This is a genomic window from uncultured Gelidibacter sp. (genome assembly GCF_947500795.1).
Lineage (GTDB): Bacteria > Bacteroidota > Bacteroidia > Flavobacteriales > Flavobacteriaceae > Gelidibacter.
This window is the reverse complement of the sequence record NZ_CANMTE010000003.1, coordinates 510,196-524,080: the sequence shown is the minus strand read 5'-3', so window position 1 is coordinate 524,080 and position 13,885 is coordinate 510,196. Positions and strand designations below refer to the sequence as shown.

Below are 13,885 nucleotides of genomic sequence, written 5' to 3'. Positions count from 1 at the left end.
CGTAAATAATAGTTTTAAGGAGAAGCTCAATTTAAAGGTTGAGCTTCTCTGTTTTTATTCGTCCTTAGGCAATTCTATTGTATGGGTTTGCTATGGAACTTGTAAAATGAAAGTAATATTCTTGGAGATGCCTAGCATCAAAAATCTCCACGACAAACGACAGTTCCACTTCAAAAGTGATAACCCTTATTAAAAACTAAAATTATGAAAATACGGATGTTTAATTTTTTATTGTTAGTTGTTGGAGTTCATCTCGTAAGCTGTAATGCTTATAGATCGACTGAATCAATTAATAGTGTAATTAATTTAACCACAGAAATTCCTGCTAAAGCCAATAGCTGGATGGTGAATCGGTTTGATAAAGAGGCAAAAACACCAAGTGTGGATGCCAAGCGGTGGACGGATATGAATCAGGTCATGCGTACCTACTTTAAAACCGATACTTCAGGAAAACTCCACTTAGGCTTACATGCAAATGTTGCAGAAGGAGTGTCAAAACTAAAAGTGACGGTAGGAAGCGTAACTAAAACAATCGAAGTGTCTAATACTAACGCTAAAACAATTGATGTAGGTGTGTTTGAAGCAACTGAAGGGTATAATGTTGTGGAAATTGAAGCGATTGAAAAATCGGGTACTATTGTGGCCGACATCGATAAGGTACTTATTGGCGGCCCAGCCACTGAAGGCAACGTCTATTTTATAAAAGACGATGTTTATTTTGGGCGTCGCGGGCCGTCAGTGCATTTGTCTTATGAAATGCCTAAAGACAAGGAAGTCATTTGGTTTTACAACGAAATTAATGTGCCTGAAGGTGAAGATGTCATCGGCTCCTATTATATGGCGAATGGCTTTGCGGATGGTTATTTCGGAATTCAAGTCAATTCCGAAACGGAGCGTCGCATTTTATTCTCCGTGTGGAGTCCGTTTGATACGCAAGACCCAAAAGACATTCCTGACGATCATAAAATCATTTTGTTAGGTAAAGGTGATGGTGTTACTACAGGTGAATTTGGTAATGAAGGTTCAGGCGGTCAAAGCTACAAGGTGTACAATTGGAAGCCAAACACATCTTATAGGTTCTTGTTGAAAGGTGTGCCTGCAGAGAATAATTCTACAGATTATACCGCTTACTTCTTCGCACCAGAAGAAGGAAAATGGAACTTAATAGCCAGTTTTAGAAGACCACAAGGCAGTAGACACTTAAAAAGACTCTATTCGTTTTTGGAGAATTTTGTTCCTGCAGCAGGGCACATTTCAAGACAGGCCAATTATAATAACCAATGGGCGTATACTGAAGACAATCAGTGGGTGGAGTTGACTTCAGCTAAATTTACAGCTGACGCTACGGCCAGAAAAGAGTCAAGGTTAGATTATGCTGGTGGCGTTGAAGGCAACCAATTTTTTATGAAGAATTGTGGCTTTTTCAACGAGACCACACCAATTGGTACTGAATTTATTCGTACCGCAAATGGCATTGCTCCTACTATTGACTTTTCGCAATTGGAAGTGCCAAAAAAATAATTTTATTATTTGAGTTCGTTAGTTAGCACGAAAGCCCGGAAATTAATTTTTTCGGGTTTTTTGTTTTTATAGTAAATTTCTGGCAAGAATAGGTGCTTATTCCTATGCTTTTTTTGATCTTAATGCTATTGTTTTGCGTATTTTTAGGTGAATTATACTAACTTTTCCGAACGTTTTGTGGGACAATTTTTAAGTAATATCTAAGAATATATATGACGGTCTGAATGCAAGTGTTTAATTTTCAGGTAAAACCGATCTTTTTGTTTACATAAAAATAACATTGAATTTTTATGGAATTAGAAATTTTTAATGCGAAATTGTGCCCCGAAAACAATAGTGTACTGACATGAGTAAACTAACTAAAAATGTAGAAGTCTTTTTTAAACAAGATTCTGCTCCCGGCATATTGTTAATTATAGCCACAATTTCAGCTTTAATTGTTGCGAACACTCCCTTAAACCATTTTTATCATACAGTAATGCAACTTGAGTTTGGGATGGGTTTTGAGAATGTTTATATCTCTAAAACAATTCACCATTGGGTTAATGATGGGCTGATGGCGCTGTTCTTTTTATTGGTTGGACTTGAAATTAAGAGTGAACTTAAATTTGGTAGGTTAACATCTTTTAGATCGGCTACTTTTCCAGTAGTGGCTGCCTTAAGTGGCGCCATGTTTCCTGCTCTTATATATTTTGCCTTCAATCAAGGGACTGATTATGTAAAGGGTTGGGCCATACCAATGGCAACAGATATTGCATTTGTCATTGGAATTCTCGCGGTACTCGGGTCTAGAATGCCTTCATGGGCCAAAGTTTTTATTACTACCATTGCCGTTGTAGATGACCTAATTGCCGTTTTGGTGATTGCGTTTTTCTATACGGATCAAATTCATTGGGGCGCTATGGGTATCGCAGGTGTTTGTACCATAGTATTGCTCATTTTTAATCATAAAGGCGTCAATAGATTAACACCCTATCTTCTTGTTGGGTTTGTTTTATGGTGGGCAGTTTTGACCTCCGGAATCCATGCTACGATCTCTGGTGTAATCTTAGCATTGACTTTACCGTTGCGCCAAGAATGGGAGCTTGGAAAAATTAGAAGGTATGCGTTGCGTGGGTATCATTTGTTTAGAGAAGCGAAGGACCACACGTTGTCCATGACAAGTCCGAAAGTTTACCATTATCTCGAAAACACACAGCGTGAGATGGAATCGCCATTAAAACGATTGGAGCGTAAATTGCACGGATTGGTTTACTTCTTTATAATGCCGCTTTTCGCATTCGTCAACGCCGGAATAGTATTCGACTCTCAAATTTTAAACGAAGCGTTTCATATTCCCATTACCTGGGGAATTGTCTTCGGACTTTTAATCGGAAAACCTCTAGGGATCATGCTGGCTATTTGGATCCTCTTGAAGTTCTTCTATAGAAATATGCCTCAAACGAAGGAAATTTGGCGTTTGCTTTTTGGTATTTCGCTGTTGTGTGGTATCGGATTTACAATGTCACTTTTTATTGTAAACCTCTCTTTTGCTGATCGCATCATTCAAGAAGAGGCTAAAATCGGAATCTTACTCGCTTCTATTTTAAGCGGTGTCATTGGGTATTATGTCTTGCTCAGTGCTACAAGAAAACCAGAAGCAATTACGGAAGATAAGATGAGCACAATGTAATTAGTTTCTGTGAGCTTATTTTTATCTGAACTATGGCTTCAATTATAGTAAGGCCAAGGTTTGTAATTTATTTTTTCTATTTCATAATTCTATACATGAGATGCTTGACTCCTTTTTTTTTGGGTCATGTGTCTCATTTTTATTTGGTTAGGTTTTTTATGCGACTTAAAATGCCTAACTTTAGGTAATTCATTACGATACACATATTCTTAATGTGATTTTCCTCTACGTTTATATGTAACGAAGGGGATGCCCACGTATGTTTTATTGCAAATTGTTTTGAATTGATTTCTGCTCCATTCATTAAACCTAGTCAGTTCACTATTTCAAATTTCAATCCTATGGAAAAAGATATTTTTAAATCAAAAAAACAATTATCTGTTAACGGACAAACGTACGATTATTATAGTCTTGAAGCGCTTTCCAATCAAGGTTACGACATCCATAAATTACCATTTTCCATTCGAATACTTTTAGAAAATGCGGTGCGTAATTTTGATGGATTTTCAGTCACCAAAGAAAATGTAGAAACCTTGTTGCATTGGAAACCTAAAGGAACTGATAAGGATATTCCCTTTAAACCTGCACGTGTATTGATGCAGGATTTTACGGGGGTTCCTGCCGTTGTAGATATTGCAGCGCTCCGTGCTGAAGTGGCTCGAAAAGGCAAAAATCCTGATCGTATTAATCCGCTGGTGCCTGTAGATTTGGTGATTGACCATTCGGTTCAGGTCGATTATTTTGGAACGGAGTATTCCTATCAACGTAATATGGAAGAGGAATATAAACGAAATAAGGAACGCTACCAGTTTTTAAAATGGGCACAACAATCGTTTGATAATTTTAGTGTGGTTCCTCCAGGAATGGGCATCTGTCATCAAATAAATTTAGAATATTTCTCAAAAGGGGTTATTGAGCGCGACGGACAATTATTTCCGGATACGGTAGTGGGTACGGACAGTCATACACCAATGGTCAACGGGATTGGCGTTGTTGCTTGGGGCGTTGGAGGCATAGAGGCGGAAGCAGCCATTTTAGGACAACCACTTTATTTTATAATGCCTGAAGTAATTGGACTAAGACTCACGGGTAAATTACCGTTAGGATCCACGGCTACGGACTTGGTGCTGACCATCGCGAATATCCTAAGAAAGCAAGGTGTCGTGGGTAAATTTGTTGAGGTTTTCGGGCCTGGATTGGACCATTTATCGGTGCCGGATAGAGCTACCATTGGTAATATGTCGCCTGAGTTTGGATGTACCATTACCTATTTCCCAATTGATGATAAAACGCTTACCTATATGCGGGAAAGTAACCGCTCTGAGGAACAAATTAACCTGGTGGAAAAATATTGTAAAGCGAATATGTTATGGCGGGAAAATGAAGATCAAATCAACTATACTGAAGTTGTAGAGTTAGATGTCTCCACCATTGAGCCAACGGTTGCGGGGCCTAAACGACCTCAAGATAAGATACTTTTAAAGAATTTTAAACCGAAGTTTATTGATTTGCTTAGTTCGTCGTTTGAGCGCGAATATATTGAGCATGAAGATCGGGAATCGGTTTTCCGTTGGAAAAATGAAGGTGGTAATCAACCAACCTCTCCTCCACAAGAGATGCCCGACGACACAACCATTGAAACTAAAGAGAAAAACGGACTTAAAACGGTTTGGATCGATAAAGGAGAACAGAAATATTCGTTGTCAGATGGTTCAATCGTCATTGCCGCCATTACGTCGTGTACCAATACTTCAAATCCATTTGTGATGATAGGTGCTGGATTGGTGGCTAAAAAGGCACGTGAAAAGGGTGTTGATGTGAAACCATGGGTAAAAACTTCCTTGGCTCCCGGATCTAAAGTGGTGACAGATTATTTGAAAAAAGCGAATTTATTAAAGGATTTGGAAGCTTTACAATTTCACTTGGTGGGCTACGGTTGTACCTCTTGTATTGGGAACTCCGGACCTTTGCCACCGGCAATTGCCAAAGCTGTGGATGAGAATGAACTTGTGGTCTGTTCCGTTCTTTCCGGTAACCGAAACTTTGAAGCTCGAGTGCATTCTCAGGTTAAGATGAATTACCTCATGTCGCCAATGTTAGTGGTTGCTTTTGCAATTGCCGGCCGTGTGGATATCAACCTGACCACAGATCCTATCAGTTATGATAAAAATCAACTTCCCGTTTATTTAAAAGACATTTGGCCAACAGATGATGAAATTAATGCGGTGCTTAAAGAAGTCTTGACCCCAAAAGATTTCCATAAAAATTATTCTGAAATTTTTGAAGGAAATGAAATCTGGAGAAACTTAGAAGTCCCGAAAGGCAAATTATATGATTGGGACCAAGAATCTACCTATATTCAGGAAATACCTTTCTTTAAAAATATTTCAGAAACAGCACCTCCTCTTCAAAATATCACCAATGCAAGAGCACTGTTAGTATTGGGAGACAGTATTACAACCGATCATATTTCTCCGGCAGGTGCGTTTGACGAACATTCTGCCGCAGGGAAATATTTAATTGAAAAAGGCGTGCAAAAAGAAGGGTTCAATTCTTATGGAAGTCGCCGTGGTAATGATGAAGTGATGGTACGTGGCACGTTTGCCAACGTCCGCATCAAGAATAAGCTTGCCAAACAGGAAGGTGGGTATACGTCCTATTTGCCAACGGGGGAGGAAATGAGCGTGTATGATGCGGCAATGAAGTATCAAAAAGACAACACCCCATTAGTGGTGCTTACAGGTAAGGAATATGGAAGTGGGTCGTCAAGAGATTGGGCAGCAAAAGGCACCTTTTTATTAGGCGTGAAAGCGGTAATCGCTGAAAGTTATGAGCGTATCCATAGAAGTAATTTAGTAGGTCTTGGCGTCTTACCACTTCAATATGAAGCAGGAGATACCGCCGAAAAACTAGGTTTGACAGGCACAGAAACTTTTACTATTTCTGGGATTGCAGAGGGATTAACGCCACACAAATCGGTGGAGGTGATTGCAGAGAATGATAGAGGAGAAGTAATAAAATTTAAAGCCATCGCCCGATTGGATTCGTTGATAGACATTGAATATTATCGCAATGGCGGAATTTTACAATACGTGTTGCGTCAATTTTTGGACAACGCATAATAAATAGTATAATATTAAATAATCCTAAAATAAACATCATAGACAAGAATAATTATGAAAACAGCCTCATTAACACAACATATAGAATACCACGAAACAAAACCATCCATCCAAGTGTTGATGGAAACCGAAAGTGGAAAGGAAATTCGGATTGCCTTTAAAAAAGACCAGGTGATGAAAAAACATAAGACACCTTTTTCGATAGTGGTTGAAGTTTTTGAAGGTCAAATAAATTTTGGTGTTAATGAATTGAACTATACCCTAAGTAAAGGCGATTTAGTAGCCTTGGAAGGGAATGTGCCACACGATTTAACAGCATTAGAAGATAGTATTGTTAGGTTGAGTTTAAATAAAGCAGACTCTGCGCAACGGGTTAAAGATGTTGCGGATCAATCGTAAATTGATTTTATATATGCGATCTGATTCATGGGATGCTTTGAGAGTTTTACTAAAGCAGAAAAATAAACTGCCATGAAAAATCAAGTTGTACATATTAAATCGATAGAATTTAGTACTCATAATGTGTTGCATATTGTAACAGAAAAGCCGGAAAGCATGACCTTTAATCCAGGACAGGCTACGGAAATGTTTTTAGATGAGTCTGGATGGGAAAATGAAGGCCGACCCTTTACTTTCACGGGACTTCCTAACCAGGAGCATTTGGAGTTTATGATTAAAACGTATCCATCGCATAAAGGTGTTACCAATAAGTTACGTTCGTTAAAAGCGGGAGATCAGGTGATCCTTAATGATGTGTTTGGTGCTATTTCTTATACAGGCGAAGGCACCTTTATAGCTGGTGGAGCGGGTGTAACGCCATTCATTTCGATTTTAAGAGATTTAAAAGCAAAGGACAAGTTAGGAAACAACAAACTTATTTTTGCTAATCATTCTATGAAAGACATCATTCTCAAGGATGAATTTCAGCAGATGTTGGGTACTAATTTTATCAATATCCTGTCAGAAGAAACAGTTGAAGGGATTGCTCATGGACGGATAACCGAGCAGTTTTTGAAAGAGTGCCAACTTTCTTTTGACAAGCAATTTTACATCTGCGGGCCACCACCAATGATGGAAGCAGTAGAAGAACAGCTGTCACATTTAAATGTAAAAAAAGAACAGTTAGTAATGGAGGAATTCTAAGCGTCATGAAAAGCATTAGAATCAAACGTATTTATGATAAGCCTGCCGAAGCTGATGGGTATCGGGTTTTGGTGGATAGAATATGGCCTCGAGGGATTCCCAAAGAAGCGGCGCAATTGGATGATTGGCTGAAAGAGATTGCACCATCAACACAACTCAGAAAATGGTATGACCATGATCCTGAAAAATTTGAAACGTTCTCTAATAAATACAAAATCGAGTTGGCGGATAAATCTGAGATTTTAACTACGCTAAAGAACAACGCAAAAACTAAGACACTGACCTTGCTTTATGGCGCAAAAGATACAGAGCATAATCAGGCGATTGTGCTTAAGGAGGTTTTAGAAAATCTTTAACCCCATTGTGAGTTTAAGTGCGTAAGTCAGTTTGAGTTCGTATGTCAGTTTGAGCGCAGTCGAAAACCTTGGTAATTGGGATTTTACAATATTTCGACTGCGCTCAATATGACAGTCGTGATTAAGAAAAGCTCCAAAGTGAATTTGGATATATCACATGCTTGCATCAAAAAAGCCTCTCCATTACAGAGAGGCTTTCTTAATTATAACGGTTTTTTAAAACCTACATCTTAATCAATTTTGAGGTCGACACTTCCCCGTTTTGAGTTTGTATTTTAATAACATACATACTCTGAACCAAATCAGAAATATCAAAACTGTCCGTTTGCGTGTAAGTTCCTCTAAAGGATTTGATACGTTTTCCCGTAAGGTCATAAATATCAAGTACACTAAAATCTCTATTTACTTTGAAATTGCTATTTGTAGGATTTGGATAAAGGATGAAACTTGAAGTGCTTTCAAAACCATCAGTGCTTAACGTAGCACGTTTGTTTCCAAAAATCCTAAACTGACCAGCAGCAATTGTTATTGTTGATTGATTGTAACTTGTGTTTCCTGTATTATCCATCAAATCATACCAAGTTTCTCCAGCAGGAATTGTAGTGTTAACAGTTTTAGAGGTCACATCAAAATTCGCTAAGACTACCACATTTTTCAGACTGCTGTTTGGTAACGCATTATTGAAAATTTCAATGGAAGGCGTAAGCGTATTGGTGTTGATTTTATAATCGCCTTCAAAAACCGCTTCGGTTGTTTTTAACTTGATGAGTTGAGCCCAATCATTATAAATCTTGTTTCTAGTGGTATTGCCCAACCAGTTTTGTGTCCATTGGGGTTGTGGTTTGGTGTCCAATTTACAATCGCCATCAGCCCCACCTGGTACATTTACTGAACCATTATTACAGGTGAATATCGAATTCTCCATCCCTAATTCTCCAAAATGCCAGATCATTTTTGGACCTGGAACGGTTAAGGTTACAGCGCCTAAAGCAGACATTCTAGACAAGGCAACATTCAAGTTTTTAACATCATGGGAACTGTTGGTGCTATTGCCATACATAAGGTTTTTGTACATCAAACGTTCCTCATCATGACTTTCAGCATAACCGACAACACGCGCACCTTGAAATTGTGGTCTTGATTTATGTCCGATGCCGCTGATGTTATTGTCAGAGTTGTGACCCATAGTCAATTGATTATAGGCGTTGGTCATATTGCCCCACATCATCACACCTTTACCTTCGTTGTACTTATAGTTGGCCCATTCCTTTTCTTCATTTTCAGAACCTAAATGTTCAAAAATTACATAATGGTTAGGATCAAGAGACCATGAATAATCGGCGTATTCTTTTAAAACCGCTACACGATCGGCTTGGTAAGCGTTGGTGCAGCCTTCATCATTAGCAGTACAATTTTGGGTAAATCCTTTGGTTAAATCCCATCGGAACCCATCAATATTAAATTCTTCCACCCAATGTTTTACCACACGCTTTACATATGCTTGAGTTAGCGGATTGGAATGATCAAAATCTGATCCTACATTATAACTATGACGTGCTTCTGTATTAAAATACGGGTTTTCACTGCTTGGATTTCCCCAACCATCACCGTCCGCATCATTCATCCACATTCTCACCATCGGATTTCTTCCAAAAGCGTGATTTAAAGCTACGTCAAGAATAACAGCAATTCCGTTTTGATGACAAAGGTCAATGAATTCCTTGAGTTTGTTTTCAGTGCCATAGAACTTATCTAAAGCCATATGGAATGATGTGTTGTAGCCCCAACTTTCGTTGCCTTCAAATTCCATCACTGGTAATAATTGAATCGCATTAATGTTGAGATTTTTGAAATAATCAATCTTATCGATTAAATCTTGATAGTTTCTATCAGAATCGAAATCTCTAACAAGAACTTCGTAAATTATGAGATCTTCCTTTTTCGGTTTTGTGAAATTTTTGACCTTCCAATTGTACGCTGTTTGATCCGTTTGTAAAACCGTTACCTCACGATCTTGACCGGCAGGATATGCGGGAAGGTTAGGGTAGGTGGTTGCAGGAATATAAGGATCGTCATAAGGTGATAAAACTAATGTTGAAAACGGATCGGCAGTCTTCACCATTTTAGGTGAATTTGGTGCCGGTGTTTTATCGACCACCCAATATTGATAGGTTTCAATTTTTTTAGGCGTTAAACCTGATAATTTTATCCAAAATTTGGAATCGCGCGTTGGATCTTTTTTCATCGCATACGCCGCACTTGGTTGCCAATTATTAAAACTTCCGGCTACATAAACAAAGTCTTTACCAGGTACATTCAATACTAAAACGGCTTCCGTCGCACTCAAATAGGTGATGCCTTCTTGATAATTGGTAGGCATTACAGCGGTTGAAGTGCCAGGATCTACCAATACTGAAAATGTTTTAGAAAGTGTATTGGTGCTTTGGGTAACTTCTAATTGGTAGTTGGTGTTTTGCGTTATTCCCGAATGTGTAAATGCATAGGTTGAAATGTTCGCTTTCGTATCAATTGGTGTCCCGTTAGCTTTTAATACATAAGTGGCAGTCCCACCCGTATTTTTAGCGGCAATATTTAAATTGCTACCAGAATTAATGACTGTTGTTGAACCTGCAGTGGGTTGTGTAAGTTCCACTTGGAATGCTCCAACATTGAGGGTCATATCTTGCGATTTTTTATCGCCAGTGCCATCTTTGGCTTTAATCAGCAATCCTATACGTCCAATAGGAGTTCTATTAAAAAAGGTGGTTGGTGTAAAGGCAATGTTATACGTGTCCGTACTACTGTTGTAAGTTAACTTATGAGATTCGCTAGAGGCTGTCCAAGAGCCATTAGTAGGAGCGTCTTGTTGATTCCCCAAATCGGTGTCATAAGACCAGGCCCATAGATACAAAGTATTATTTGTAACACCCCAGGTGGCTTCATTAATACTGTTGCCATTAAATGTAATGGTAACATTTTCATTCTCTTCAAAAGAGGAGGGCGTCACAGAATAGGTCACATTTTGCTGTTGCGCGTATGCGAAAGAACACAGAAATAATAAAAAGTAAAATGTAATTTTTTGCATATGGGTAGGTTTTAAAAAAATAGGGCTATTCCGTTACGAATAGCCTTATTTAATTGTTATGTCAATGCGTAAACTACTTTGTACGCATTCTTGAAATTTAGTGCCGAAATTTTGGCGCTAGCTTTTATTGCCTTGGTGGTGCTGCCATCTCGGTATCTTTGGGCACCGACCTTATTAATATTGTCTTCTATAATAGCATTGTGTTTTGATTCCATATGACTATTTGTGAGAGACATTTTTTAAGTTTCATTGTTCCGTAGGGAAAAGGCTAAGTGTCATAAGACGCTAGAACTATTCCGGAAGAACTAACTTATTGTTCGGTTGGTTCAATGCTGTACTCTAAAGTGTTAAAGTTGGCTGTTACTAAATAATAGCCCGCAGTAATCTTGATGTTGTTATCTGCATCTTGATCTAAAACACCATCTACATCTGCATCGCCATAATCGCCACCCCAAGTATCGTTAAATCTAAATTTTAATTCGCCGTCCTTCAATTGAACTCGAGTTTTAAAACTATCTGTAGTAAAATCGTACTCAAGTTTGGTATCAGGCCCATCCCATCCGTTTGGTGTTGCAGAACCTACTAATCCCCAGTAGAATTTCTCTAACTTATAAGAGTTGTCACTCCAATCAATCGTTACTTTATAGGTGCCTGCTTTCACTTTAATGTTGTTGTCAGCATCCTGATCTAAAACACCGTTGACATCAGCATCACCAAAATCGCCACCCCATGTATTGTTTTCACGGATTTTCATTTCGCCTTCTTTTAAAGTAACATACGCAACAATCACATCATTTTCTTCGGTAGTATAAAACTTCGCATCAGGCCCATCCCAACCGTTTGGTGCTGCAGAACCTACAATGCCCCATGTGCTTTCAGCAACACTGAACTCAACTGCTTTCTCTTCTAGTTTTACAGCAATAGTTTTAACGTCAGAAAACACTTCTGCACCACCATTACCCACGTAAGCGCGCATTCTTACAGCAAAGGAACCCATATTTGGAGCAGGAGTGGTAGCGTCAGCATCCAATCCAGCTTCTTTAGCTACGGTCATCATTTGTCCAATAGTCATTGCAATATCGTTGGAGGTCGTAGTTCCTACTAATACAACGTCACTAAAGTCGCCTTTAATAGAGCGTTGTAAATCATAAGAAACATTTGTCGGCACTCCAAAATCAGCACTGTTCCACGTAAAACGTTCCCCAATATTAGCGCCGGTTGAGGCGGTTAAAACATATTCTGGTAATGTAGAATTAGTTAAAGTAAATCCGACTGGCTCTTGAGCTACAAAGATAATGTCATCTTCAGTGTCACAAGAATTTAGCCCAATCATGGCTAAAATAAATAAGCTTAATAGTTTAAAATTTTTCATGTGTTTGTTGGTTTTAATATCCTTGATTTTGTTTTAAGTTGGTATTGATTCCTAAATCTGTAGCAGGCAAAGGCATCAAGTCTCTAAATGATTCAGTGGTTCGTCCTTGGGCAACATTGCCTTTCCATGGCCATAAACCTTGGTCAGAAAATTGACCGAATCTGATTAAATCTGTTCTTCTGTGGGCTTCCCAGAATAACTCTCTAGAACGCTCAGCAAGTATGAACTCTAAATTCAGACTTGATTGGGTGATATTTCCACTTGTATTGCCATAGGCTCTTTCACGTAATATATTGATGTAGTTGACTGCATTTGTTGCAGAACCGCCAGCACCTCTAACAAACGCTTCAGCGTACATTAAATAGGCATCGGCCAATCTGAACATTGGGAAATCCGTATCAGGAATATCGCCTGTAGGATCTGATCCTGCAACCCCATTAACATCTACGTTTCTGAATTTCTCCACGGCATAACCGTTTGTAAAGTTGGAAATGTTAGTAATTTCTTTGGTTTGGCCATCCGTATAAAACAAAGCTCTTCCGTCAGCAGAATTGGCTTCCCCCGGGAATTTATCCACAAGTTTAGACGTGGTTCGCAAGCCAGCCCATCCGCCGTTGATACCATAATCAGCCGGCACCATGCTGCCACCTACCGCTGCGTGAATTAAAAAGGTCATTCCACCAAAAGATTGGGTGTTTAGACCATCAAACGTAATTGGAAAGATCACTTCTGACTCTGTGCCATTGGTATCATTATCTGCTAAAAATAAGTGGTAATAGGGATTGTCAGCAATGCTGTATCCTGATTCAATAATTTTAGAAGTATAGTTTACAACGTCACTGTAACGTGCGGTACCTGTATATACTTCAGCGTTGATATACAATTTAGAAAGCAACATCCAAACTGCAGCCTGATCAGCTCTTCCGTAATCGTTTAGTCTTGCTCCTGTAATCTCGCCTTCAATAGCTAAAAGTTCAGTCTCGATATAATCGAATAAATCTTGACGTTGAATCTGCTGAGGTAAAAATGCTCCAATAGGATCTTCTTCCGTTACAAATGGTACATTTCCGAATAAATCTAAAGCATGCCAGTAGGTTAAAGCTCTCATGAAGCGCGCTTCAGCTCTGTATTTCTGAATGTCGCCACGAAGGCTAGCTTCTGTGCCACGAGCATCTAATTTCGCGTCAGAAGTTTGACGTAAAAATTCGTTGGTTAGTGCTACTTGGTAAAAAATTCTGCTGTACATAGTGCGGATAAATTCGTTACCCGAGGTCCATGTTTGGGCGTGTAAATCTTTTATAGTACCATCACTCCACCCAATCACTGCTTCATCAGTGGTCAATTCTTGCATTGACCAATACAAACGCATGTAGTTGGAAAACCCTTCATCTAATCCTGATAAATCAGCATCTCCGGCAGGACCTTGTTGTCCACTTACTGAAAGGCCTGCATATAATTTCGCTAAAAAAGCTTTGTATGCTCCGGGCTCTTCAAAGGCTGCGTCTGCTGTAAGACGGTTGTCTTCAGGTTGCAAATCTAAATCACTTTCACACGACTGTGCAAAAAACACGAGCGTAAAGGCGATAAAGACTGTTTTTATTGTTCTTAACATAA

Annotated in this window: 10 protein-coding genes; 6 read left to right on the top strand and 4 right to left on the bottom strand. The window is 38.9% G+C overall.

Features of this window, described 5'->3' with window-relative positions:
* Positions 1–204 precede the first annotated feature (204 nt).
* The 6 genes from Q0947_RS10120 to Q0947_RS10095 all read left to right on the top strand — a co-directional run bounded on the left by Q0947_RS10120 (position 205) and on the right by Q0947_RS10095 (position 7,814).
* Complete coding sequence (locus Q0947_RS10120; RefSeq protein ID WP_299396654.1) at positions 205–1,521, top strand: DUF3472 domain-containing protein; 1,317 nt, start codon at positions 205–207, stop codon at positions 1,519–1,521.
* A gap of 346 nt (positions 1,522–1,867) precedes the next feature.
* Positions 1,868–3,193 (top strand): Na+/H+ antiporter NhaA, encoded by a 1,326-nt coding sequence (gene nhaA, locus Q0947_RS10115; RefSeq protein WP_299396651.1) that lies wholly within the window; start codon positions 1,868–1,870, stop codon positions 3,191–3,193.
* Between the two features lie 341 nt (positions 3,194–3,534).
* Positions 3,535–6,315 (top strand): aconitate hydratase AcnA, encoded by a 2,781-nt coding sequence (gene acnA / locus Q0947_RS10110; RefSeq protein ID WP_299396649.1) that lies wholly within the window; start codon positions 3,535–3,537, stop codon positions 6,313–6,315.
* Positions 6,316–6,369: 54 nt separating this feature from the next.
* Complete coding sequence (locus Q0947_RS10105) at positions 6,370–6,714, top strand: cupin (protein ID WP_299396646.1); 345 nt, start codon at positions 6,370–6,372, stop codon at positions 6,712–6,714.
* Positions 6,715–6,786: 72 nt separating this feature from the next.
* Entirely contained in the window at positions 6,787–7,458 is a 672-nt protein-coding gene (locus Q0947_RS10100) for a flavodoxin reductase (RefSeq protein ID WP_299396644.1), read from the top strand.
* Positions 7,459–7,463: 5 nt separating this feature from the next.
* Positions 7,464–7,814 carry a DUF488 domain-containing protein gene (locus Q0947_RS10095; RefSeq protein ID WP_299396641.1) on the top strand — a complete coding sequence of 117 codons (351 nt, stop codon included), beginning with the start codon at positions 7,464–7,466 and terminating at the stop codon, positions 7,812–7,814.
* Positions 7,815–8,037: 223 nt separating this feature from the next.
* Here the strand turns inward: Q0947_RS10095 and Q0947_RS10090 are convergent, their stop codons facing one another.
* The 4 genes from Q0947_RS10090 to Q0947_RS10075 form a co-directional block, all read right to left on the bottom strand.
* Complete coding sequence (locus Q0947_RS10090; RefSeq protein ID WP_299396638.1) at positions 8,038–10,899, bottom strand: alpha-amylase family glycosyl hydrolase; 2,862 nt, start codon at positions 10,897–10,899, stop codon at positions 8,038–8,040.
* Between the two features lie 56 nt (positions 10,900–10,955).
* Positions 10,956–11,114: a hypothetical protein gene (locus Q0947_RS10085; protein ID WP_299396636.1), complete on the bottom strand. Its 159-nt coding sequence runs from the start codon at positions 11,112–11,114 to the stop codon at positions 10,956–10,958.
* 95 nt (positions 11,115–11,209) lie between these two features.
* Positions 11,210–12,271 carry a SusF/SusE family outer membrane protein gene (locus Q0947_RS10080; RefSeq protein WP_299396633.1) on the bottom strand — a complete coding sequence of 354 codons (1,062 nt, stop codon included), beginning with the start codon at positions 12,269–12,271 and terminating at the stop codon, positions 11,210–11,212.
* Positions 12,272–12,284: 13 nt separating this feature from the next.
* The gene (locus Q0947_RS10075; RefSeq protein ID WP_299396631.1) at positions 12,285–13,883 is read right to left on the bottom strand and encodes a RagB/SusD family nutrient uptake outer membrane protein; all 1,599 of its coding nucleotides are present in this window, start codon (positions 13,881–13,883) and stop codon (positions 12,285–12,287) included.
* Positions 13,884–13,885: the final 2 nt, after the last annotated feature.